The organism is Streptomyces sp. NPDC057445, assembly GCF_042802855.1.
Lineage (GTDB): Bacteria > Actinomycetota > Actinomycetes > Streptomycetales > Streptomycetaceae > Streptomyces.
In genome coordinates, this window is record NZ_JBHVDH010000004.1 from 305,563 (window position 1) to 328,077 (window position 22,515).

At 70.4% G+C, this 22,515-nt stretch carries 24 protein-coding genes and 1 pseudogene; 20 read left to right on the top strand and 5 right to left on the bottom strand.

All coding sequences use genetic code 11. The annotated features are described in order from the left end of the window. Window positions 1-148: 148 nt before the first annotated feature. The 4 genes from leuC (at window position 149) to ACFU5O_RS12630 (ending at window position 3,290) form a co-directional block, all read left to right on the top strand. Window positions 149-1,573, top strand: a complete 1,425-nt coding sequence (leuC, locus tag ACFU5O_RS12615; protein WP_384239408.1) for a 3-isopropylmalate dehydratase large subunit — start codon at window positions 149-151, stop codon at window positions 1,571-1,573. Window positions 1,574-1,578: 5 nt separating this feature from the next. Beyond that, window positions 1,579-2,172 carry a 3-isopropylmalate dehydratase small subunit gene (gene leuD / locus ACFU5O_RS12620; protein ID WP_384239410.1) on the top strand — a complete coding sequence of 198 codons (594 nt, stop codon included), beginning with the start codon at window positions 1,579-1,581 and terminating at the stop codon, window positions 2,170-2,172. Between the two features lie 104 nt (window positions 2,173-2,276). Then, window positions 2,277-2,504, top strand: coding sequence for a hypothetical protein (locus ACFU5O_RS12625; RefSeq protein ID WP_384239412.1), 228 nt, complete (start codon window positions 2,277-2,279; stop codon window positions 2,502-2,504). A 171-nt stretch (window positions 2,505-2,675) separates the two neighbouring features. Beyond that, window positions 2,676-3,290, top strand: coding sequence for an HU family DNA-binding protein (locus ACFU5O_RS12630; RefSeq protein WP_384239414.1), 615 nt, complete (start codon window positions 2,676-2,678; stop codon window positions 3,288-3,290). Window positions 3,291-3,757: 467 nt separating this feature from the next. Here the strand turns inward: ACFU5O_RS12630 and cofC are convergent. After that, a pseudogene (cofC, locus tag ACFU5O_RS12635) lies at window positions 3,758-4,372 on the bottom strand (2-phospho-L-lactate guanylyltransferase); the annotation flags it as partial. Window positions 4,373-4,527: 155 nt separating this feature from the next. On the opposite strand from cofC, the gene ACFU5O_RS12640 reads away from it, so the two are divergent. The 3 genes from ACFU5O_RS12640 to ACFU5O_RS12650 all read left to right on the top strand — a co-directional run bounded on the left by ACFU5O_RS12640 (window position 4,528) and on the right by ACFU5O_RS12650 (window position 7,761). Continuing rightward, window positions 4,528-5,280, top strand: a complete 753-nt coding sequence (locus ACFU5O_RS12640) for a lysophospholipid acyltransferase family protein (protein ID WP_384239415.1) — start codon at window positions 4,528-4,530, stop codon at window positions 5,278-5,280. Continuing rightward, window positions 5,277-6,287 carry an NAD(P)H-dependent glycerol-3-phosphate dehydrogenase gene (locus tag ACFU5O_RS12645; protein WP_384239417.1) on the top strand — a complete coding sequence of 337 codons (1,011 nt, stop codon included), beginning with the start codon at window positions 5,277-5,279 and terminating at the stop codon, window positions 6,285-6,287. Before ACFU5O_RS12640 ends, ACFU5O_RS12645 begins: the two co-directional genes overlap by 4 nt. A gap of 301 nt (window positions 6,288-6,588) precedes the next feature. Next, a complete protein-coding gene (locus ACFU5O_RS12650; protein WP_384239418.1) occupies window positions 6,589-7,761 on the top strand; it encodes a D-alanine--D-alanine ligase family protein in 1,173 nt (390 codons plus the stop codon). Window positions 7,762-7,772: 11 nt separating this feature from the next. On the opposite strand, the gene ACFU5O_RS12655 is transcribed toward ACFU5O_RS12650, so the two are convergent. Together ACFU5O_RS12655 and ACFU5O_RS12660 are read right to left on the bottom strand one after the other, a co-directional pair. Continuing rightward, window positions 7,773-8,249 carry a DUF3515 domain-containing protein gene (locus ACFU5O_RS12655; protein ID WP_384239682.1) on the bottom strand — a complete coding sequence of 159 codons (477 nt, stop codon included), beginning with the start codon at window positions 8,247-8,249 and terminating at the stop codon, window positions 7,773-7,775. 23 nt (window positions 8,250-8,272) lie between these two features. Then, on the bottom strand, window positions 8,273-8,506 hold the full coding sequence (locus tag ACFU5O_RS12660) for an Lrp/AsnC family transcriptional regulator (RefSeq protein ID WP_041131431.1): 234 nt from the start codon (window positions 8,504-8,506) through the stop codon (window positions 8,273-8,275). A 212-nt stretch (window positions 8,507-8,718) separates the two neighbouring features. Between ACFU5O_RS12660 and ACFU5O_RS12665 the strand changes: the two genes are divergently transcribed. Continuing rightward, window positions 8,719-9,681, top strand: coding sequence for a thiamine-phosphate kinase (locus ACFU5O_RS12665; protein ID WP_384239420.1), 963 nt, complete (start codon window positions 8,719-8,721; stop codon window positions 9,679-9,681). Further along, the gene (thiD, locus tag ACFU5O_RS12670; RefSeq protein WP_384239422.1) at window positions 9,678-10,463 is read left to right on the top strand and encodes a bifunctional hydroxymethylpyrimidine kinase/phosphomethylpyrimidine kinase; all 786 of its coding nucleotides are present in this window, start codon (window positions 9,678-9,680) and stop codon (window positions 10,461-10,463) included. Before ACFU5O_RS12665 ends, thiD begins: the two co-directional genes overlap by 4 nt. A gap of 226 nt (window positions 10,464-10,689) precedes the next feature. Here the strand turns inward: thiD and rpmB are convergent, their stop codons facing one another. Further along, a complete protein-coding gene (rpmB, locus tag ACFU5O_RS12675; protein ID WP_003957616.1) occupies window positions 10,690-10,875 on the bottom strand; it encodes a 50S ribosomal protein L28 in 186 nt (61 codons plus the stop codon). Window positions 10,876-11,107: 232 nt separating this feature from the next. Between rpmB and ACFU5O_RS12680 the strand changes: the two genes are divergently transcribed. The 10 genes from ACFU5O_RS12680 to ACFU5O_RS12725 all read left to right on the top strand — a co-directional run bounded on the left by ACFU5O_RS12680 (window position 11,108) and on the right by ACFU5O_RS12725 (window position 20,898). Beyond that, a complete protein-coding gene (locus ACFU5O_RS12680; RefSeq protein WP_384239424.1) occupies window positions 11,108-12,823 on the top strand; it encodes a DAK2 domain-containing protein in 1,716 nt (571 codons plus the stop codon). A 291-nt stretch (window positions 12,824-13,114) separates the two neighbouring features. Continuing rightward, entirely contained in the window at window positions 13,115-15,307 is a 2,193-nt protein-coding gene (gene recG / locus ACFU5O_RS12685) for an ATP-dependent DNA helicase RecG (RefSeq protein WP_384239426.1), read from the top strand. 128 nt (window positions 15,308-15,435) lie between these two features. Beyond that, window positions 15,436-16,020 carry a 16S rRNA (guanine(966)-N(2))-methyltransferase RsmD gene (rsmD, locus tag ACFU5O_RS12690; RefSeq protein ID WP_384239427.1) on the top strand — a complete coding sequence of 195 codons (585 nt, stop codon included), beginning with the start codon at window positions 15,436-15,438 and terminating at the stop codon, window positions 16,018-16,020. A gap of 26 nt (window positions 16,021-16,046) precedes the next feature. Further along, window positions 16,047-16,526, top strand: a complete 480-nt coding sequence (coaD, locus tag ACFU5O_RS12695) for a pantetheine-phosphate adenylyltransferase (RefSeq protein ID WP_384239684.1) — start codon at window positions 16,047-16,049, stop codon at window positions 16,524-16,526. 135 nt (window positions 16,527-16,661) lie between these two features. After that, window positions 16,662-17,762 (top strand): ATP synthase F0 subunit B, encoded by a 1,101-nt coding sequence (locus ACFU5O_RS12700; protein WP_384239686.1) that lies wholly within the window; start codon window positions 16,662-16,664, stop codon window positions 17,760-17,762. Window positions 17,763-17,910: 148 nt separating this feature from the next. After that, window positions 17,911-18,522 carry a YceD family protein gene (locus tag ACFU5O_RS12705; protein WP_384239429.1) on the top strand — a complete coding sequence of 204 codons (612 nt, stop codon included), beginning with the start codon at window positions 17,911-17,913 and terminating at the stop codon, window positions 18,520-18,522. 2 nt (window positions 18,523-18,524) lie between these two features. Next, window positions 18,525-18,698 (top strand): 50S ribosomal protein L32, encoded by a 174-nt coding sequence (rpmF, locus tag ACFU5O_RS12710; RefSeq protein ID WP_026165248.1) that lies wholly within the window; start codon window positions 18,525-18,527, stop codon window positions 18,696-18,698. 19 nt (window positions 18,699-18,717) lie between these two features. Further along, window positions 18,718-19,530, top strand: a complete 813-nt coding sequence (gene rnc / locus ACFU5O_RS12715) for a ribonuclease III (RefSeq protein WP_384239431.1) — start codon at window positions 18,718-18,720, stop codon at window positions 19,528-19,530. Window positions 19,531-19,667: 137 nt separating this feature from the next. Then, window positions 19,668-20,528 (top strand): bifunctional DNA-formamidopyrimidine glycosylase/DNA-(apurinic or apyrimidinic site) lyase, encoded by an 861-nt coding sequence (gene mutM / locus ACFU5O_RS12720; RefSeq protein WP_384239433.1) that lies wholly within the window; start codon window positions 19,668-19,670, stop codon window positions 20,526-20,528. A 124-nt stretch (window positions 20,529-20,652) separates the two neighbouring features. Then, window positions 20,653-20,898, top strand: a complete 246-nt coding sequence (locus tag ACFU5O_RS12725) for a hypothetical protein (RefSeq protein WP_384239434.1) — start codon at window positions 20,653-20,655, stop codon at window positions 20,896-20,898. 164 nt (window positions 20,899-21,062) lie between these two features. On the opposite strand, the gene ACFU5O_RS12730 is transcribed toward ACFU5O_RS12725, so the two are convergent. Then, window positions 21,063-21,959, bottom strand: coding sequence for a CAP domain-containing protein (locus ACFU5O_RS12730; protein ID WP_384239436.1), 897 nt, complete (start codon window positions 21,957-21,959; stop codon window positions 21,063-21,065). 213 nt (window positions 21,960-22,172) lie between these two features. Between ACFU5O_RS12730 and ACFU5O_RS12735 the strand changes: the two genes are divergently transcribed. Further along, window positions 22,173-22,454 carry an acylphosphatase gene (locus ACFU5O_RS12735; protein WP_384239437.1) on the top strand — a complete coding sequence of 94 codons (282 nt, stop codon included), beginning with the start codon at window positions 22,173-22,175 and terminating at the stop codon, window positions 22,452-22,454. Window positions 22,455-22,515: the final 61 nt, after the last annotated feature.

The window sequence follows — 22,515 nt, forward strand, 5'->3', positions numbered from 1 at the left end:
AAACGCAAGTTCAATTTCTCCGAGAAATTGCGAACCTGGATGTACGGCCGCACAAGGGCCCGTGTTCCCCGCCAGGTCCGGCATGCGGACGGCGGCGCAATTGATCTCTAGTTGGGCCCGGCGACGCTGCCGGGCCGGAGGGAAAGCGATGGGTAGGACACTCGCGGAGAAGGTCTGGGACGACCACGTCGTCCGGCGCGCCGAGGGCGAGCCCGACCTCCTCTTCATCGATCTGCACCTCCTGCACGAGGTGACCAGCCCACAGGCGTTCGACGGGCTCCGCCTCGGCGGCCGCCCGGTGCGGCGGCTCGACCTCACCATCGCGACCGAGGACCACAACACCCCGACCCTCGACATCGACAAGCCCATCGCCGACCCGGTCTCCCGCGCACAGTTGGAGACGCTCCGCAAGAACTGCGCCGAGTTCGGCGTCCGGCTGCACCCGCTGGGCGATGTGGAGCAGGGGGTCGTGCATGTCGTGGGACCGCAGCTGGGTCTGACCCAGCCCGGCACGACCGTGGTCTGCGGTGACTCGCACACCTCCACCCACGGCGCCTTCGGCGCGCTCGCCTTCGGTATCGGCACCTCGCAGGTCGAGCATGTGCTGGCCACCCAGACGCTGCCCCTCGCCCGCCCCAAGACCATGGCGATCACCGTCGAGGGCGAGCTGCCCGACGGTGTCACCGCCAAGGACCTGATCCTGGCGATCATCGCGAAGATCGGTACCGGCGGCGGCCAGGGCTACATCCTGGAGTACCGCGGTTCCGCCATCGAGAAGCTCTCGATGGAAGCCCGCATGACCATCTGCAACATGTCGATCGAGGCCGGCGCCCGGGCGGGCATGATCGCGCCGGACCGGACCACGTTCGACTATCTGCAGGGCCGTGACCACGCGCCCAAGGGCGAGGACTGGAACGCGGCGGTCGCGTACTGGAAGACTCTGCGTACCGACGACGACGCGGTCTTCGACGCCGAGGTGTTCATCGACGCCGCCGGGCTCTCGCCGTTCGTCACCTGGGGCACCAACCCCGGCCAGGGCGCCCCGCTGTCGGCGAACGTCCCCGACCCGGCTTCGTACGAGGACGCTTCGGAGCGGCTGGCGGCCGAAAAGGCCCTGGAGTACATGGGGTTGACCGCCGGCCAGGCGCTGCGGGACATCGCGGTGGACACCGTCTTCGTAGGCTCCTGCACCAACGGCCGTATCGAGGACCTGCGCTCCGCGGCCGAGATCCTGGACGGCCGCAAAGTCGCCGACGGCGTACGAATGCTGGTCGTCCCCGGCTCGGTGCGGGTCGCGCTGCAGGCCGTCGAGGAGGGTCTCGACAAGGTCTTCAAGGAGGCCGGCGCCGAATGGCGGCACGCGGGCTGCTCGATGTGCCTGGGCATGAACCCGGACCAGCTGGCCCCCGGTGAGCGTTCCGCCTCCACCTCCAACCGCAACTTCGAGGGCAGGCAGGGCAAGGGCGGCCGGACCCATCTGGTCTCGCCGCAGGTCGCCGCCGCCACCGCGGTGCTCGGCCATCTGGCCTCGCCCGCCGACCTGTCCGAAACCCGTACGCCCGCCGGAGTCTGAACACCATGGAAGCTTTCACCACGCACACCGGCCGGGCCGTCCCGCTGCGCCGCAGCAATGTCGACACCGACCAGATCATCCCGGCGCACTGGCTGAAGAAGGTCACGCGCGACGGCTTCGAGGACGGGCTGTTCGAGGCCTGGCGCAAGCAGGACGACTTCGTCCTCAACCAGCCGGAGCGGCAGGGTGCCACGGTGCTGGTCGCCGGCCCTGATTTCGGCACCGGTTCCTCACGTGAGCACGCCGTCTGGGCGCTCCAGAACTACGGCTTCAAGGCGGTCGTCTCCGCCCGCTTCGCCGACATCTTCCGCGGCAACTCGCTCAAGAACGGCCTGCTGACCGTGGTTCTGCCGCAGGAGACGGTGGACCGGCTCTGGGCGCTGACCGAGGCCGATCCGAAGGCTGAAATCACTGTTGACTTGGAGCGGCGCCAGGTGCGCGCACCAGGTGTCACCGCCGACTTCGAGCTGGACGAGAATGCCCGCTGGCGGCTGTTGAACGGACTCGACGACATCAGCCTCACCCTTCAGAACGAAGCCGACATCGCGGCCTACGAGGCGTCCAGGCCGGCCTTCAAGCCTCGTACAATTGAGCTCTGAGCAGCGCTTTTCCCGTACTGCGCCCCCCACCGCCCGGTGGGGGGCGCAGTCACTTGTTGAGGCCCTGTCGGGCGACAACTCGCCCCAGATGGCACAATCGGTGCATGGAACGCGACAGCCAACTCGAGCTCTACGAGGCAGTCGCGGCCCGGCTGAAAGAAGCGCACACAAGAGTGCGTGAACTGCAAGTCCCGGAGGGCGTAAGGATGGCGCTGTCCCGGAAGCTGCTGGCTGTGACGGCCGTGGCGAAGCACGATCTCGCCGACGCCGCAAGGCGCCTGGACCGGTTGATGAAGGACCTCGATGAAGGTCGTTTCCCCGCAGGTGACTGACCACCCGGTGACTGGGCCGAAATCCGGCTCCGCCGCGTGGCCGCGACGGTCCACTTCGTTGCGGCACTAGGGTGATTAGCCCGTTTCGTGTTTGATTTGCGGTATATATCTGCCTAACGTGCGAAAAAGCTTGAACAGTTTCGTTCCGGCGATGTCTCCGAAGGGGAAGACGTGAACAAGGCGCAGCTCGTAGAAGCGATTGCCGACAAGATGGGCGGTCGCCAGCAGGCCGCCGAGGCTGTCGACGCGGTACTCGACGCGATCGTCCGCGCGGTTGTCGGCGGCGACCGGGTTTCGGTCACCGGCTTTGGCTCGTTCGAGAAGGTCGACCGCCCCGCCCGGTACGCCCGTAACCCGCAGACGGGTGAGCGTGTGCGGGTCAAGAAGACCTCGGTGCCGCGGTTCCGCGCGGGCCAGGGCTTCAAGGACCTGGTCAGCGGCTCGAAGAAGCTCCCCAGGGGTGGCGAAGTCTCCGTGAAGAAGGCTCCCAAGGGCAGTCTCCAGGTCGGCACCGCCGCCAAGAAGGCCGCCGCGAAGAAGGCAACGGCCAAGAAGGCCGCAGCGAAGAAGACCACCGCCGCCGCCAAGAAGACCACGGTCGCGAAGAAGGCCGCGGCCAAGAAGACGACGGCCAAGAAGACCACCGCCAAGACCACGGCCGCGAAGAAGACCGCCACGGCCAAGAAGACCGCCCCTGCCAAGAAGGCGGTCGCGAAGAAGGCGCCGGCGAAGAAGGCAACGGCGCGCAAGACCACCGCCAAGAAGACCACCGCGCGCAAGAAGTAAGCGGCGCGGCAGTACAGGGCCACTCACGCGACGGGCCGGACTCCCCAGGGGGAGCCCGGCCCGCGGCGTTCACTGTCGTCGGGGGGCACCGACCCCGGGGCCTCGTTGTTCCCGGGCGAGCCCCGGCACGGGGCCGCCCCGGCCGGTCAAGTCGATCCGGGCGGACTTCGATCCGCGTTGCCCGCTCAGAGGGTCTGCAGCGTCACCAGAGTGATCCGCAGCGTCTCGGCCTCGCCCTCGGTCTCGATACGGACCCGCTGCCCCGGCCGCAGCAGCCGCAGCCCGCCGGCGTCGAACGCCGCGCTGTCGAAGTCCACCGGAGTCCCGTCGTCGAGCAGGACACTCCCGCTGCGGGTCTCTGAGTCGTACGTGTACGCGGTCGCCTGCATGTCCAGAGCGTATCCGGCGCCCGGGCCGCCGCCCGTCCTCGCCCCCTGGTGGTGAACGGGCCGCAGCATCGGCAGCTCCGCGCAGCGTGCCGCCGTGCGCGGGCCCACGCCCAGTGCCAGCGCGGCCCGCAGATCCTCGGCGGTGTCGACGTCGCGGCGGACCGACTCGGCGCCGTCCACGGCAATTTCCGCCGCACCGGAGCGCAAATGCCGGTTTCGTGAAGGCCCGCCGAATGCAGGGCGCAATTCCACCCCCGGTGCGGCCGACAGAAAAGTCGTGCCAATTCCCGCCGAGTCCGGCAGGAAAGCCCGCGGAAATTGGCCGGCCACCGCGAGTACCTGCGCCAATTCCGCCGCCCGCAGCGCGGGCAGGTCCGCGTTCAGCGCGGCCACCGCCGAGCCGGGGCGCATCGAGCGCACCGCGGCGGCCCCGTGCGTCAGCGCCGCGTTGAGCCCGGCGGCCGGGGAGTCCGGCACGATCCGCGCCCCGAGTGCGGCAAGCTCCGTCCCGGCCAGCGGGTCGTCAGTGACGACCGCCACATCCCGCACGGCCGGGCACGAGAGCGCCGCCGCGACCGTGTCCAGGGCGAAGGCAAGGGCGAAATGAGGACGCAGCGCCCCGCCAGCGGCCGCGGCCAGTCTGCTCTTGGCCAGCGCGAGGGGCTTCAGCGGAACGACCAGTGACCAGTGCACGGCCCCATTGTCACCTGCCCACGTGGCCGCCCGGAGGGACTCGCAGGAGGCCGGGGCGTACGGTGTTCTCGACAGACCAGGGGCCTGGGGCGACACTTGACCCCCAGCAGCCGGGCAGCAGCCTGCTGCGCCAGGTCATAGAGGAAGGTGTCCGAGTGTCCCGCCGCAGAATCGGCTTCTGGTACCGCCTGGCGGCGGTCATCGCGAAACCGCCGTTGGTGGTTCTGTTCAAGCGGGACTGGCGAGGAACGGAGCACATTCCGGCCGACGGCGGATTCATCACTGCGGTGAATCACAACTCCTACCTGGATCCGCTGTCCTACGCGCACTACCAGTACAACACCGGACGCGTCCCCCGTTTCCTGGCGAAGGCCGCCCTCTTCAAGGGATCCTTCGTCGGCACCATGCTGCGTGGCACCGGCCAGATCCCGGTCTACCGCGAGACCACCAACGCGCTGGACGCCTTCCGCGCCGCCGTGGACGCCATCGAGCGCGGCGAGTGCGTGGCGTTCTACCCGGAGGGCACGCTGACCCGGGATCCCGAGATGTGGCCGATGGCCGGCAAGACCGGCGCGGCACGCGTCGCGCTGCTCACCAAGGCTCCGGTCATCCCGGTCGCCCAGTGGGGGGCCAACCTGGCGATGCCGCCGTACGCCAAGGAGAACAAGTTCCGGCTGTTCCCGCGCAAGACGCTGATCGTGCAGGCGGGACCGCCCGTCGACCTCGCCCGGTTCTACGGCCTCGAACCCACTCCCGAGGTGCTGCGCGAGGCGACCGAGGCCATCATGGCCGCGGTCACCGCGATTCTCGAGGAGGTACGCGGCGAGCAGGCGCCCGCCGAGCCGTTCGACCACCGCAGGGCGCGGGCGGAACAGCGACACAGGGCAGCCGAGGAGGGGACCAAGTGACGCGTCCCGTCAAGGCCGCCGTTTTCGGCACCGGATCCTGGGGCACGGCCTTCTCCATGGTGCTCGCCGACGCGGGCTGCGACGTCACCATGTGGGGGCGCCGCGCCGAGCCCGTCGAGGCCATCAACACGACCCGCACCAACCCGGACTATCTGCCGGGAATCCAGCTCCCGGAGCGGGTGCGGGCCACCACCGACCCCGCAGAGGCCGCGCAGGACGCCGACTTCACCGTCCTGGTCGTGCCCTCCCAGACCCTCCGCGCCAACCTCGCGGAGTGGGCGCCCAAGCTGGCCCCGGACACCGTTCTGGTCTCCCTGATGAAGGGCGTCGAACTCGGCACCGCCAAGCGGATGAGCGAGGTCATCGAGGAGGTCGCGGAGGCCCCCGCCGAGCGCGTCGCGGTCCTCACCGGGCCGAACCTCGCCAAGGAGATCGCCGACCGCCAGCCCGCCGCCGCGGTGGTGGCCTGCGCCGACGAAACGGTCGCCCAGCGGCTCCAGTCCGCCTGCATGACCCCGTACTTCCGCGCCTACACCAACACCGATGTCGTCGGCTGCGAACTCGGCGGAGCCGTCAAGAACGTCATCGGCCTCGCCGTCGGCATCGCGGACGGCATGGGCCTTGGCGACAACTCCAAGGCCACCCTCATCACCCGTGGTCTCGCGGAGACGACCCGGCTCGGCCTCGCCATGGGCGCCGACCCGATGACCTTCTCCGGCCTCGCGGGTCTCGGCGACCTCGTCGCCACCTGCTCGTCGCCGCTCTCCCGGAACCACACCTTCGGCACCAACCTCGGCCGCGGCATGACCCTCCAGGAGACCGTCGCCGCGACCAAGCAGACCGCCGAGGGCGTCAAGTCCTGCGAGTCGGTACTGGATCTGGCCAGGCGGCACGGAGTCGACATGCCCATCACCGAGACGGTCGTGTCGATCGTCCACGAGGGCAAGCCTCCGGTCGTCGCGCTCAAGGAACTGATGTCGCGCAGCGCCAAGCCCGAGCGTCACTGAGTCCCGGGCGTCGCTGAGTCCTGGGCCTCGCTGAGTGCCGGGCGTCGCTGAGTCCTGGGCCTCGCTGAGTGCCGGGCGTCGCTGTGCGCCGAGTGTCCGGCGGGTCGCGGGCGTCACTCGGTCCGTGTGCCACTGGGGTCCGTCCGCCGTCGGGCGCCCGGTGGCACAGCCTGTACGCGGCCGGGTCACGGGTACCGCCGAGTCCCGAGCGCCACCGGGCCGATCCGCTGAGTGACGCCGCTGACGTGCTGCGGCGCGGGCCTGCCGCGCGGGCAAAGGCGCAAGGTAGTCTCGTCGCGATATGAGCGAGAACCCCTCCCACAGCCCCGACCTCGCCCCCGCCGGAGGCGAGGCGCGCCGCAAGCCGCGCGTCGCGGTCGTCTTCGGCGGCCGCAGTTCCGAGCACGCGATCTCCGTCGTGACGGCCGGCGCCGTGCTGCGCTCCATCGACCGCGCCAAGTACGACGTGCTGCCCATCGGCATCACGACGGACGGCCGCTGGGCGCTGACGTCGGACGAGCCCGACCGTATGGCCATCGCCGACCGGAAACTGCCGTCCGTCGAAGAGCTCTCCGAGTCCACCGAGGGCGGCGTCGTCCTCTCGGTCGACCCGGGCAACCGCGAGGTCCTCTACAGCGAGCCGGGCTCCGTGCCCAAGGCGCTCGGCGAGGTCGACGTCGTCTTCCCCGTGCTGCACGGGCCGTACGGTGAGGACGGCACCCTGCAGGGCCTGCTGGAGCTCTCCGGAGTCCCGTACGTCGGCTCGGGCGTCCTCGCCTCGGCCGTCGGCCAGGACAAGGACTACATGAAGCGGGTCTTCACCTCGTTCGGCCTGCCTGTCGGTCCCTATGTGGTCGTCCGGCCCCGTGAGTGGCAGCAGGATCCTTCCGCCGCCCGCAAGAAGATCGTCGACTTCGCCGGCGAGCACGGCTGGCCGCTCTTCGTGAAGCCCGCCCGCGCCGGGTCCTCCATCGGCATCACCAAGGTCGAGGACCTCTCCGGGCTCGACGAGGCGATCGCCGAGGCACAGCGCCACGACCCCAAGATCCTGGTGGAGTCGCTGCTGCGCGGCCGTGAGATCGAATGCGGAGTTCTGGAGTTCGAGGACGGCCCGCGCGCCAGCGTGCCCGCAGAGATCCCGCCGGTCTCCGCCCATGAGTTCTACGACTTCGAGGCCAAGTACATCGACTCGGCGACCGGTCTCGTGCCCGCGCCGCTCACCGATGAGCAGACGGCCGAGGTGCAGCGACTCGCGGTGAAGGCCTTCGACGCCGCGTCCTGCGAGGGGCTGGTCCGCGCGGACTTCTTCCTCACCGAGGACGGCGAGTTCGTCATCAACGAGATCAACACCATGCCGGGCTTCACACCGATCTCCATGTACCCGCGCATGTGGCAGGAGAGCGGCGTGAGCTACCCGGAGCTCGTGGACCGGCTGATCGAGGCGGCGCTGCGTCGTCCGACCGGACTGCGCTGAACCGGTTCGCCTCAGCCTTTCCCGGAGAACAGTGGCGGGACCGTCTTCGCGACCGGTCCCGCCAGGTCCGTCAGCGGGCCGACATCACCGAACTGCTTCGAGAACGTCACCTCGACATAGGTCTTTCGGTACGTGGTGGTGAACCGTGCGCTGTCCTCGAGTTCCTCCGCGTACCACTCGACGCCGCTCACCTCGACCCCGTTCGCACGCCAGTCGTTCAGCCCCGCGGGCCGGGGGACACCGCAGCGCAGTACGATCGCGGCGTCCCCCCACCCGGCGGTCAGCTCGGAACGCGGCTCGGGGTCCTGACGGTCCACTCCGGCCACGGAGTCCGGCAGTGCCTCGTGCAGTGCACGGCACAGCGCCTTCTCCTCGGGAGGAGGAGCGGGAACCGTGATCGATGCCGGAGCGTCCGTGGAGGAGCAGCCCGCGGCGGCCAGCAGCACGGCGGCCGCGGCGGGCAGAGACAGAAGCCGGCGAAGGGACATCACCGGCCAAGCGTAGACGGGGGCTAGAGGTGCACGACCGGGCAGGTCAGCGTCCGCGTGATGCCGTCCACTTGCTGGACCTTGGCGACCACCATGCGGCCCAGCTCATCGACCGTTTCGGCCTGGGCACGCACGATCACGTCGTACGGACCCGTCACGTCCTCGGCCTGGATCACCCCCGGGATCTTGGAGATGGTGTCGGCGACGGTCGACGCCTTGCCCACCTCGGTCTGAATAAGGATGTACGCCTGTACCACGGAACCTCCAGGGCGGCCACGAGGATCATGTGGGGAGAAGGGACGCCACGGTATCGCGTCGCCACGGGCCGCGGGGAGACCTGCGCGACCCAAGGCGCGCGCAGCGTGGCGCACGAAGCACAGAAGTTGACGGCCTGCTCGGGCTACTCGACGGTACCGACAGCGTTGACGGCTCGCTACCGCAATCGCACTGGGGCAGAAGGAGCACAGGAATGAAGGGCACCGTGGGCGAACTGGGGGAGTTCGGACTCATCAGGGAGCTCACCTCCCGGCTCACCTCAACCCCCGCCGTACGGCTCGGACCCGGCGACGACGCCGCGGTCGTCGCCGCACCCGACCGCAGGGTCGTCGCCAGCACCGACCTGCTGCTGGAGGGGCGGCACTTCCGGCGCGACTGGTCGACCGCGTACGACGTGGGCCGCAAGGCGGCCGCACAGAACCTGGCCGACATCGCCGCCATGGGCGCCGTACCGACCGCGCTGCTCCTCGGCCTTGTCGTCCCCGCCGATCTGCCCGTCACCTGGGCCACCGAGCTGATGGACGGCATCCGCGACGAGTGTCAGGTCGCGGGCGCGGCGGTGGTCGGTGGCGATGTCGTGCGCGGCGACACCATCACCGTGGCGATCACGGCACTCGGCGATCTGCGCAACCACGATCCGGTGACCCGCGCCGGGGCCCAGCCCGGCGATGTCGTCGCGTACACCGGCTGGTTGGGCTGGTCCGCCGCCGGGCACGCGGTCCTCTCGCGCGGCTTCCGCTCGCCGCGCGCCTTCGTGGAGGCACACCGGCGCCCCGAGCCGCCGTACCACGCGGGACCGGCTGCCGCCGGGCTCGGCGCCACCGCCATGACGGACGTCAGTGACGGACTCGTCGCCGATCTCGGTCACATCGCGGAGGCCAGCAAGGTCCGTATCGACCTGCGCTCGGGACTCATCGACATCCCCTCGCAGATGAACGACATCGGCCAGGCCGTCGGCGTCGACCCGCTGCAGTGGGTGCTGAGCGGCGGTGAGGACCACGCCATCGTCGCGACCTTCCCCGCGGACGTGAAACTGCCCGCACGCTGGAAGGTGATCGGCGAGGTGCTGAACCCGTCCGCGCTGCCGCAGGTGACGGTCGACGGGGCGCCGTGGACGAACAAGGGTGGCTGGGACCACTTCGGGGAGGACTCGTGACACCGGCGCGGGTGCTGACCGTCGCCGGCTCCGACTCCGGCGGCGGCGCCGGGATCCAGGCCGACCTCAAGGCCATGCTGGCCCTGGGCGTCCACGGCATGAGCGTGATCACGGCGGTCACCGCGCAGAACTCGCTCGGCGTGCAGGGCGCCTGGGAACTCCCCGTCGCCGCGGTACGCGCGCAGTACCGCAGCGTCGTCGACGACATCGGCGTCCAGGCCGTGAAGACCGGAATGCTGGCATCGGCCGAACTCGTCGAGACCGTCGCGGAGCTGCTGTCCGGGACGGACGCGCCCGTGGTCGTCGATCCCGTCGGTGTTTCCAAGCACGGGGACGCACTTCTCGCCGCGTCCGCGCTCGATTCGGTGCGTACGGCACTGCTTCCGGCCGCGACCGTCGCGACCCCGAACCTGGACGAGGTCGCCCAGCTCACCGGCGTACAGGTGGAGAGCGAGGCCGATCTGCGGCTGGCGGCCGACGCCGTGCTCGCGTACGGGCCGCGCTGGGCCCTGATCAAGGGCGGGCATCTCGCCGGCGACGCCGTGGACCTGCTCACCGACGGCACCGACGAGTACTGGCTGCGCGCACCCCGTCACGACAACCGGCACACGCACGGCACGGGCTGCACGCTCGCCTCGGCGGTCGCGGCGGGGCTGGCGAAGGGGCTCACGGTCCCGGAGGCCGCGCACGCCGCCAAGGAGTACGTCACCGGCGCGATAGCCGCGGGATTCGAGCTGGGCGGCGGAATCGGTCCCGTCGACCACGGCTGGCGCTTCCGCTAGGCGCGCACCGGCCCGTACCCCGGTGGAGCTGTACCCGGGGGTACGGGCCGGTGCGTTGCATGGCCTGCCTGGTTCATACAGGCGGTGTGCGTTGCACGGGCCGGTGCGCGGGAACGGCAAGAAGCCGGTCCACCGAGGTGGACCGGCTTCTCAAGGCAACCGCAGGGGCTGCGCTACGACGAAACGTCGGCGGGATTCATCCCCGCACGAGCGCGGGGAGCATCACTTAGCGCGAGACCTTGCCGGCCTTGATGCACGAGGTGCAGACGTTGAGCCGCTTCGGCGTCCGACCGACCACGGCACGCACGCGCTGGATGTTCGGGTTCCAGCGACGGGACGTACGGCGGTGCGAGTGCGAAATGTTGTTGCCGAAGCCCGGCCCCTTGCCGCAGACGTCGCAGTTGGCAGCCACGGGTCACTCCAAAGACTTCAGATGCACTTACAGTGAAATCCGGCGTGCCGGAATCAGTGATCTGAAGTGGCCTGCCGGGGGAATGGCCCGACTTTCATCGGGCAACCGGAGCAGCATACAACGACTGCTCCCGTACAACGAAACTACCATGGCTTCCTCCGCCCCCCGCCCGGCTCCCGGCCGGGCGCGGGTCTACCCTGCGGTGCAGCCGGCCGCTCAAGGAGGACATCAGTTGCCGACACAGGACGGGCGGCCCGCAGGGCAGGGTCGGCCCGCAGGGCCTCGCACGAGGACACCGGGGGGAGAGGGACGGGCCCTCGATGCCGAGGCGGTACGCGCGTGGTGCTCACTGGCACTGGAGGCGCTGGGCCGGGAGCGCGAGGAGATCGACGCGATCAATGTCTATCCGGTCGCGGACGGGGACACCGGCACGAATCTGTATCTCACGGTCGAATCCGCGGCACGGGCCGTGGAGGCGGTCTTCGCCGCGTACGAGACCGGGGTGCCCGAGCTTCCCGACGCCGTGCGGGCCATGGCCCACGGCGCGCTGATCGGGGCGCGGGGCAACTCGGGGACCATCCTCGCGCAACTGCTCGGAGGGATGGCCGAGGTGCTCGGGGAGCGGGACGGCGGGCTTGCGGAGGCGCTGCGGCGGGCCGCGGAGTCCGCGCGCGAGGCGGTCGCGCACCCCGTGGAGGGCACCATCCTGAGCGTGGCCACGGCGGCGGCGGAAGCGGCGGCGGAGGCGGGGGCGGCGGAGATGCCGCCCGTGGGTCCTACTGACGCGGGTCTCGCTGACGTGGCGGTCCCCGGCGACGGCGCCGCTCTGGTGGCCGCGTACGCGAGGGCCCGGCAGGCGCTGGAGGAGACCCCCGGGCAACTGGAGGTGCTGAGCAGGGCCGGTGTCGTCGACGCGGGAGGCCAGGGCCTGCTGGCGGTGCTCGGCGCGCTCGTCGAGGCCGTGACCGGGGAGGCGCCGCCCCGCCGCCCCGCTGTCCGGGTCCACCCGGCCGTGAACCCCGCCGGCGAATCGTGTGACGACGGCGGCCCGGCGTTCGAGGTGATCTACCTCCTGGAAGCGGACGACACCGCGGTGACCCGCCTCAAGGGCCGGCTCGACCGACTCGGCGACTCACTCGTCGTGGTCGGCGGCGACGGGCTGTGGAACGTCCACGTTCATGTCGACGACGCGGGCGCGGCGGTGGAGGCGGGGGTCGAGGCGGGACGCCCGTACCGGATCCGCATCACCCACTTCGGCGCGACCGTACAGGCCGAGCCGCGCGAGCCGGTGCAGCGGGCCGTCGTCGCGGTGGTGCCGGGGGAGGGGCTCGCGGGCCTCTGCGAGACGGCCGGCGCGACCACGGTGCTCGCGCGGCCGGGGGAACCTCCGGCGAGCGGCGAACTGGTCGAGGCGATCCGGCGGGCGCACGCGCGCGAGGTGGTGCTCCTGCCGAACGACGCGGAGCTCCGGCACACCGCGGCGGCGGCCGCGGAACAGGCCCGCACAGAAGGCGTAAGGGTCGCCCTCATCCCGACCCGTTCCGCGGTTCAGGGCATCGCGGCGCTCGCGGTCCACGAACCCGAACGCCGCTTCGACGAGGACGTCGTCGCGATGACCTCGGCCGCCGGTGCGACCCGCTACGGCGAACTGGCCGTCGCGGAGCGGCAGTCCTTCACTTCGGCCGGGGTCTGCCAGGCGGGGGACGTGCTGGGCCTGATCGACGGGGACGTCGCAGTGATCGGCGCGGATCTCGCCGAGACGGCGGAGACGGTGCTCGACCGCATGCTCTCGGCCGGCGGCGAGCTCGTCACCCTTGTCCTGCCGGACGACGCCCCACCGTCACTGGCGGACCGCCTGGAGTCCCACGTCCGCAGGGGGCACCTGGCGGTGGACACGGTGGTGCACCCCGGCGGGCGGGGGGCGCCGCTGCTGATCGGCGTGGAATAGGCACGGGGTCACTGCGCGGGCGGTGCGGTTGTGGTCGTCGTGGTGGGCCGGTGCCGGGTCGGCCGGCCGGTACCGCGCGCCGCGCGGTGTGGTCCCGGAAGTCTCAGGGAGTCTCAGGTGTCGTCGTCGCCGCGCAGTGGGGGACGAGCGGCGGCGCGCGTCGGGCGATCCCGTCGTCGGTGACCACGGCGTGGGAAGGCAGGGGGACCGCGCTGTCCCGGGAGGGCGCAGCACCGTTGTGACCAGCGGATATCCACCGGCGTGCGACGGCTGTCGGTGTGGTGGTGTGCAATGGATCGCGTGTCCGCACTGGATGAGCCACTGAAGACGAGTCTCGGCCCGGCGACCGCGAAGGTCATGGCCGAGAACCTTGACCTGCGCACCGTCGGTGATCTGCTCCATCACTACCCCAGGCGCTACGAGGAGCGGGGTCAGCTGACGCGGCTCGCGGACCTGCCGCTGGAGGAGCACGTCACGGTCGTCGCCCAGGTCGCCGACTCGCGCGTGCTCAAGTTCAACGGCGGGCGCGGGCAGCGGCTCGAGATCACCATCACCGACGGAAGCGGGCGGCTCCAGCTGGTCTTCTTCGGGCGGGGCATCCACAAGCCGCACAAGGACCTGCCGCCCGGCAGCCGGGCGATGTTCGCCGGCAAGGTGTCCATGTTCAACCGCAAGCTGCAGCTCGCCCACCCCACGTACGAGCGGCTGGACGCGGACGACGGCGAGGGAGCGGTCAGTGCCTTCGCCGGGAAGCTCATCCCGATCTATCCGGCCTGCAAGGGCCTGGAGTCCTGGAAGATCGCCAAGGCCGTCGACGCGGTCCTTCCACAGGCCCGGGAGGCCCTCGACCCGCTGCCGCCGGCGCTGCGCGAGGGCCGCGGCCTCGTTCCGCTCCCCGAGGCACTGCTCAAGATCCACCGGCCGGGGAGCAAGGCGGACATCGAGGACGCCAGGCAGCGGCTCAAGTGGGACGAGGCCTTCGTCCTCCAAGTCGCCCTCGCCCGGCGGCGATACGCGGACAGGAAGCTCCCGGCCGTCGCCCGCAGAGCCGCACCGGGCGGACTGCTCGACGCGTTCGACGCCAGGCTTCCCTTCACGCTCACCGAGGGCCAGCAGAAGGTCTCGGCGGAGATCTTCGGCGACCTGGCCACCGAACACCCCATGCACCGGCTGCTCCAGGGTGAGGTCGGTTCCGGAAAGACGTTGGTCGCGCTCCGTGCCATGCTCGCCGTCGTCGACGCGGGCGGTCAGGCCGCGATGCTCGCGCCCACGGAAGTCCTCGCCCAGCAGCACCACCGCTCGATCGTCGAGATGATGGGCGACCTCGCCGAGGGCGGCATGCTCGGGGGCGCCGAGCAGTCGACCAAGGTCGTGCCGCTCACCGGCTCGATGGGTGCCGCCGCCCGCCGTCAGGCACTGCTCGACCTCGTCACCGGCGAGGCCGGGATCGTCATCGGCACGCATGCGCTGATCGAGGACAAGGTGCAGTTCCACGATCTGGGGCTGGTCGTCGTGGACGAACAGCACCGCTTCGGCGTGGAGCAGCGTGACGCCCTGCGGGGCAAGGGCAAGCAGCCGCCGCATCTGCTGGTCATGACCGCCACGCCCATTCCGCGTACGGTCGCGATGACGGTCTTCGGCGACCTGGAGACCTCCGTACTGGACCAGTTGCCCGCCGGGCGTTCCCCCATCGCCACCCACGTCGTGCCCGCCGCCGACAAACCGCACTTCCTGGCGCGGGCGTGGGAGCGGGTGCGCGAGGAGGTCGAGGGCGGCCACCAGGCGTATGTCGTGTGCCCGAGGATCGGCGACTCCCTCGACGAGACGGCCGAGCCGAAGAAGAAGTCGCCGGAGGACGAGGCCGAGAAGCGGCCTCCGCTCGCCGTGCTGGAGGTCGCCGAGCAGTTGGCGGCGGGCCCGCTCAAGGGCCTGCGGGTGGAGGTCCTGCACGGCCGTATGGCGCCCGACGACAAGGACACCGTGATGCGCCGCTTCGCCGCGGGCGAGGTGGACGTGCTGGTGGCCACCACCGTCATCGAGGTCGGGGTGAACGTGCCGAATGCGACGGCGATGGTGATCATGGACGCCGACCGGTTCGGCGTCTCCCAGCTGCATCAGCTCCGCGGACGCGTCGGCCGCGGTTCGGCCCCCGGGCTGTGTCTGCTCGTCACCGAGATGCCGGAGGCGAGCCCCGCCCGGGCCAGGCTCGGGGCGGTCGCCGCCACGCTCGACGGCTTCGAGCTGTCCCGTATCGACCTCGAACAGCGCCGTGAGGGCGATGTGCTGGGTCAGGCCCAGTCGGGAGTCCGCTCCTCGCTGAAGGTCCTCGCGGTCATCGACGACGAGGAGGTCATCGCCGCCGCACGCGAGGAGGCGGTGGCCGTCGTCACCGCCGACCCGGAACTGGAGAGGCTGCCGGAGTTGCGAACCGCGCTCGACGCCCTGCTCGACAAGGACCGCGAGCAGTACCTGGACAAGGGCTGACGCGGGCCGCCGGAAGGCGGCCGACCGCTGCCCCTGGCGGCTGCCGACGCACCGAGCGGGCGGGCCCTGGGCCGGTGAGCCCATATCGTGGTGGTGAACGGACCGAACAAGCGCCGAGAAGGACTCAGATGACCCGCGTGATCGCCGGTGCGGCCGGCGGACGTCGCCTGGCCGTGCCGCCGGGCAACGGCACCCGCCCCACCTCCGACCGGGCGCGCGAAGGCCTGTTCTCCACCTGGGAGTCGCTCCTCGGCACGCTGAACGGCGTCCGGGTGGCGGATCTGTACGCGGGTTCGGGCGCGGTCGGCCTGGAGGCCCTGTCGCGAGGCGCCTCCCACGCGCTCCTCGTCGAGGCCGACAGCCGTGCCGCCCGTACGGTCCGGGAGAACGTACGGACGCTGGCACTGCCGGGCGCCGAGGTCCGCTCGGGCCGGGCCGAGCAGATCGTCCAGGGGCCGGCGCCGGCGGAACCGTACGACATCGTGTTCCTCGACCCGCCCTACGCCGTCACCGACGACGATCTTCGGGAGATTCTCCTCACACTCCGCACGCGGGGCTGGCTCGCGGAGGATGCCCTCGTCACCGTGGAGCGCAGCACCAGAGGCGGAGAGTTCGTCTGGCCCGAGGGCATCGAGCCACTGAGGGCCCGTCGTTACGGCGAAGGAACGCTTTGGTACGGTCGCGCCGCCTCTACGTGCGAAGACGCACCATGACCGGACCGGAGAGCGAGGGACTTCAGTTGCGCCGCGCCGTCTGTCCGGGGTCGTTCGACCCCATCACCAATGGACACCTCGACATCATCGCCCGTGCCTCCAAGCTGTACGACGTCGTGCACGTCGTGGTGATGATCAACCAGGCCAAGAAGGGCCTGTTCACGGTGGAGGAGCGGATCGAGCTGATCCGCGAGGTCACCGCCGAGTACGGAAACGTCGAGGTGGAGGCCTACCACGGCCTGCTCGTCGACTACTGCAAGGAGCGGGACATCCCCGCCATCGTCAAGGGCCTGCGGGCCGTCAGCGACTTCGACTACGAGCTGCAGATGGCCCAGATGAACAACGGCCTGTCGGGAGTCGAGACGCTGTTCGTCCCCACCAGCCCCACTTACAGCTTCCTGTCGTCCTCCCTCGTCAAGGAAGTCGCGGCCTGGGGCGGCGACGTCTCCCACCTGGTGCCCCCGGTGGTGCTGGCCGCTCTGAGCGACCGCCTGCCGCAGAAGTGACGGTCTGACCGACCGTCACCGGTGTCCGGAGGTCCCCCGCCCCAGGGGTAGGGGGAGGGCGTCGACTGGCCGTACAGTCGTCACGTCCGTCTCCAATCGGCTGTTGTAGTGACTGTAGAGAGTGGCGAGCGCAAGGTGGACGTGCAGAAGAAGCTCGACGAGATCGTCGAGGCGGTCGGAAACGCCCGGTCCATGCCCATGTCGGCCTCCTGCGTGGTCAACCGCGCCGAGCTGCTCGCGATGCTCGAAGAGGTCCGGCAGGCCCTGCCCGGCTCGCTCGCCCACGCACAGGAGCTGATCGGCGGCCGGGACCAGATGGTCGAGCAGGCCCGCCAGGAGGCCGAGCGGATCATCGAGGCCGCCCACTCCGAGCGCGGCTCGCTGATCTCCGGCACCCAGATCGCGCGTCAGTCCCAGGAGGAGGCCGACCGCATCCTCGCAGAGGCCCGCCGGGAGGCCGAGGAGATCCGTGCCGAGGCCGACGACTACGTCGACTCCAAGCTCGCGAACTTCGAGGTCGTGCTCAACAAGACCATCGGCTCGGTCGACCGCGGCCGCGAGAAGCTCCTCGGCCGGAGCCCCGGGCTCGGCGAGCAGGGCTACGTCGACCCCGCCGACGACGACGCCCCCGAGTACAGCGCGGACCCCGGGACGCTGATCCAGCGGGCGGACGACTACGTCGACGCCAAACTGGGCGCGTTCGAAGCGGTCCTCTCCAAGACGCTGGAGGCCGTCGGCCGAGGCAGGCAGAAGCTGCACGGCCGCATCGCCACGGACGACCTCGGGGCCCACATGGCCGCCCAGGACGCGGCGGGGACGCAGCACACGAGCGACGCCGACTATCTCGCCGGCCTCGCCGAGCTGGCCGACCCGGAGCCGCAGGCCCAGCAGGTTCAGCAGCCGCCCGTCCATATCCCGGCCCAGGCCGCCCCGTACAGCTATCAGCCGCAGGCCCAGCCGCAAACCCAGCCACAGGACGTGTACGCGTACCAGCAGGATCCGTACGCGGGAGGTACCTCCCATGCCGGAGGCTATGGGGGACAGCAGCAGGGTTACGCCCAGCAGTACGACCAGGGCTATGCGCAGCAGTACACGTACGACCAGCAGCAGCTCCACCACCAGCAGGCCCAGGCCCACGCTCAGGACCAGGCCCAGCCGCAGCTCGACGAGACGAGCTTCTTCGACACGGGCATGATCGACATGGAACAGCTGCGCCGCTACGAGCAGGGTCGCTGACCGGATTGGGCCAACAGCGAACGGTCCAGTATCCTGGCTCTTCGGTCGCGCGTGCGGTGAGCTGATGCTGCGCTGACAACGCGGCCTCCCACACGATCCGAAAGCAGGAAAAGCTCTGAACGCCCGCCTCGACCACCGCAACCCCCTCGTGTTCGACACGCACGAGCTGGGTCGGCGGCCCGGTGCGCTCCAGCGGCTCTCCCGCTCGGTGGCGGCACCTGGTTCGCCGGTCCTCGGTATCGAAGGGGTCATCGGTGTGCCCGAGGGCGCACCCGTGGAGCTCGATCTCCGCCTCGAGTCCGTCATGGAAGGTGTGCTCGTTACAGGCACCGCCGGTGCCACGGCCGAGGGGGAGTGCGTAAGGTGTCTGGAGCCGCTGCGCCAGGAGGTTGCGGCGGACTTCCAGGAGATGTTCTCGTACCCCGACGCCGATGACCGGGGCCGCAGCCGCGCTGCGGATCCGGGCGACGACGCCGAGGACGAGGGCATGATCTTCCTCGAGGACGGCATGTTCGACCTCGAGCCAGTGCTGCGCGATGCGGTGGTGCTCGCACTGCCGATGCAGCCGGTGTGCCGGGAGGACTGTGCAGGCCTGTGTCCCGAATGCGGGATCAACCTGAACGGTGACCCGGATCACCACCATGACGCCGTCGACATCCGTTGGGCGGCACTGCAGGGACTCACCGATTCACTCGGAACCGGTGAGAAGGACAACATGAGCGGCGCCGAAGCGGGCGTCGACGAGAAGCAGGAGAAGTAGCCGTGGCTGTTCCGAAGCGGAAGATGTCGCGCAGCAACACGCGCCACCGCCGGTCGCAGTGGAAGGCTGCGGTCCCCACCCTGGTTTCGTGTGAGCGTTGCCAGGAGCCGAAGCAGCAGCACATCGCGTGCCCTAGCTGCGGCACCTACAACAAGCGCCAGGTCCTCGAGGTCTGAGCGGCTGGTGAGAGGCACGGTGTCTGAGTTGTCCAACGCCGCAGGAAAGCAGGCAGACAACGCAAGCGCAGCCTCGTCCCACACGCTTCTGGAAGGGCGGCTCGGGTATCAGCTCGAGTCCGCCCTTCTGGTGCGTGCGCTGACCCACCGCTCGTACGCATACGAGAACGGCGGCCTGCCCACCAACGAGCGGCTCGAGTTCCTCGGGGACTCGGTGCTCGGACTGGTGGTCACGGACACGCTCTACCGTACCCACCCCGACCTGCCCGAAGGCCAGCTGGCCAAGCTGCGGGCCGCGGTGGTCAATTCGCGTGCGCTGGCGGAGGTCGGGCGTGGCCTGGACCTGGGCTCCTTCATCCGGCTCGGCCGGGGTGAAGAGGGCACGGGCGGCCGGGACAAGGCATCCATCCTCGCCGACACCCTTGAAGCGGTGATCGGCGCGGTCTATCTCGACCAGGGCCTCGACGTGGCGTCCGAGCTGGTGCACCGGCTCTTCGACCCGCTGATCGAGAAGTCCTCCAACCTCGGCGCCGGCCTGGACTGGAAGACCAGTCTCCAGGAACTGACCGCGGCCGAGGGTCTTGGCGTGCCCGAGTACCTGGTCACAGAGACCGGTCCGGACCACGAGAAGACCTTCACTGCTGCCGCCCGCGTCGGTGGTGTCTCGTACGGCACCGGCACCGGCCGCAGCAAGAAAGAAGCGGAGCAGCAGGCGGCCGAGTCCGCGTGGCGCGCGATCCGCGCCGCAGCGGACGAGCGTGCGGCTGCTGAGAAGTCCGTCTCCGAGGACGAAGGGACCGCCGACACCCCTTCGCCCCAGGCCACGGCCTGACCCCGCTTCCGGCCCCCGCCGCGCGCGAGCGCAGCGGGGGCCTTCGCGTTGTCCGGCTGTATCCGGCCCCGGTTCCAGGGCGCTCCGCCCGGAGGTACGCTGCGGGCGTCGTCCCGCACCCCTGTCGGAGGAGCTTCGTGCCCGAACTGCCCGAGGTCGAAGTCGTCCGGCGCGGTCTGGAGGCCTGGGTCGCCGGGCGGACCGTCGCGTCCGTGGAGGTGCTGCATCCACGGGCCGTGCGGCGACACCTCGGCGGTGGCGAGGACTTCGCCGCACGCCTCGAGGGACATCGGATCGGAGCCGCGCGCAGGCGCGGAAAGTACCTCTGGCTGCCTTTGGAGGACAGCGGCGCCGCTGTCCTCGGGCATCTGGGAATGAGCGGGCAACTGCTCGTCCAGCCCGAGGCGGCCGCCGACGAGAAGCATCTGCGGATCCGGATCCGGTTCGAGGACGACCGTGGCACCGAGCTCCGCTTCGTCGACCAGCGCACCTTCGGCGGGCTGTCCCTGCACGACACCGGTCCCGACGGCCTCCCGGACGTCATCGCCCACATCGCGCGCGACCCGCTCGACCCTGCGTTCGACGACGCCGCATTCGTCGCCGCCCTGCGGCTGCGGCGTACGACGGTCAAGCGCGCCCTGCTGGACCAGTCGCTGATCAGCGGGGTCGGGAACATCTACGCCGACGAGGCCCTGTGGCGGGCCAGGCTCCACTACGACCGTCCGACGGCGAGCCTGAACCGCCCCCATTCCGCCGAGCTCCTCGCCCATGTACGGGACGTCATGAACGCCGCCCTCGCCGTCGGCGGCACAAGCTTCGACAGCCTCTACGTCAATGTGAACGGCGAATCGGGGTACTTCGACCGCTCCCTGGACGCGTACGGCCGCGAGGACGAGCCCTGTCGCCGCTGCGGCACCCCCATGCGCAGGCGCCCGTGGATGAACCGCTCCAGCTACTTCTGCCCGCGCTGCCAGCGTCCCCCGCGCGTGCGGCCGTGACGTCGGGGGCGCCTGGGCACCACGCAGGGAGCGCCCCGGGGTTCCCTCTGCCGATCGAGCACGCGGCGGTATCCGGCGGACAAGGACGCGGCAGACTGCCGTCATGCGGATAGCAATGGCAGTAATGGTGCTGGTCTTCGTGCTCGGGTCGGCCGCTGCGATCCGCAAAGCTCGCAAAGGCGAGTGGTGGAAGGCCGGCGCGATCTTTCTTCCCGGCCTCGGCATGGTGGTGATGCTGCTCGGCGGCGTGGAGCGGCAGAGCACGTCGCTCTTCTGGCTGGGATGCCTGTTCGTAGCGGCCGGCTTCGGCGCGGATGCCATGGCCTACTGGAGAACCCGAACGCTCGGGAGGGGGCAGGTGGGGCCGTGACGGAGCGAGGCGTCGGGGCCGTTGGAGCCTGCGTGGGCGCGTCGACCGCTCGAGGATCTTCCGAACGGTCGTGGCAGCGATGCCACCGTGGGGTCACATCCCGCAGCACCCACCGCAGGTGAACGGCCCCTGACCAAGGAGATCGGTCGGGGGCCGCGGAAATCTCAGTAGCCGAAGTCCTGGGTCCACCACGGGCCGCCCTCCGCGAAGGACACCCCCACACCCAGCGTGCGGTAGTCGCAGTTGAGGATGTTCGCGCGGTGGCCGTCGCTGTTCATCCAGGAGCGCATCACCGTCTCGGCGTCGGCCTGGCCGCGGGCTATGTTCTCGCCGCCGAGCCCGCTGACACCGGACTGAGCGGCCCGCTCCCACGGGTCGTCGCCGTCCGGGTCGGTGTGGTCGAAGAAGCCGCGTCCCGCCATGTCCTCGCTGAACCGGCCGGCCAGCGCCCCCAGCGATGCCTCCAGGCGTACCGGGCTGCAGCCCACCTTCGCGCGCTCCTCGTTGACCAGCGTCAGCACCGCGGCCTCCGCGGCGGCCTCGCCGGTCGGGACCTTGACCCTGGGCGGCTTCGAGGGGGTGGACGGGGCTTTGCGCTCGGGAGCCTCGGGCGCCGTCTTCACCGGCGCTTGCGGCGCCGTCTTCTCCGGAGTCGCAGGCGCCTTCTTCTCGGGCGCCGTCTTCACCGGCGCCTGCGGCACCTTCGCCTCCGGCGCCCTCTTCTTCTCCGGAGCCGCAGGCGGCTTCGCCTCGGGAGCCTTCGTCTTGGGCGCCGACGGCGCCACGGAGGTCTTGCCGTTCGTCGCCGAGACGCCCTTGGGCGGGCCTGCCGGGCGCTCGGCGCCACGGCTCACGGTGGCCGAAGGGCGGTCCGACGGTGTGGCGGAGGCGCCGCCCTGGGCATTCAGCTGGCCGGAGGCCGACTCCCGCACCTGCTGACTGCTGGAGCTGCTCCCGCCCACGATGAACTCGTCGCCACCCGGCAGCAGCCCGGAGGCCGCGGCCACGGTGCCCACCGCCACGGCAGCGGAGGCTCCGAGCAGCCCGGTGCGTACGGGCAATGAAGCCCGGTTCTTCCGGCGGTGCCGTCCCATCCGGTCGCCCTCTCTGCACTCGACGTCAAACCGGCATGCGCGGAATACGCGACATGCGTGACATACACATGGGACCCACTCGATTCACCCGAACGAGTGAGGCCCAATGCGTGGCGACTGTACGCGAATATGGGAGGGGGCGATGTGATCTGAGGGGAATTGACCCGTTAGGTTGCGTGCATGAATGAACATGCGCGGCTCACCGCCTGGGTACGCGGCCGAGTACAGCGAGTGGGCTTCCGCTGGTTCACCAGGGCAAATGCTCTGGAGATCGGCTGTCTCCACGGCTTCGCACTCAATCTCGACGACGGCAGAGTGCAGGTTGTGGCGGAGGGGCCACGTGAGAATTGCCACCGTCTTCTGCAGTGGCTCCGCTCGCCCGACACGCCCGGCGAAGTACTCGGCGTGACGGAGATCTGGGGCACACCGCGCGGCGGCTACGACGGATTCGCGATCCGCTGAGGGAAGGTCGAAAAGGGCCCTCCGCATGGCCACGGGATGTGTTCGGGCGGCTGCCGTCGGC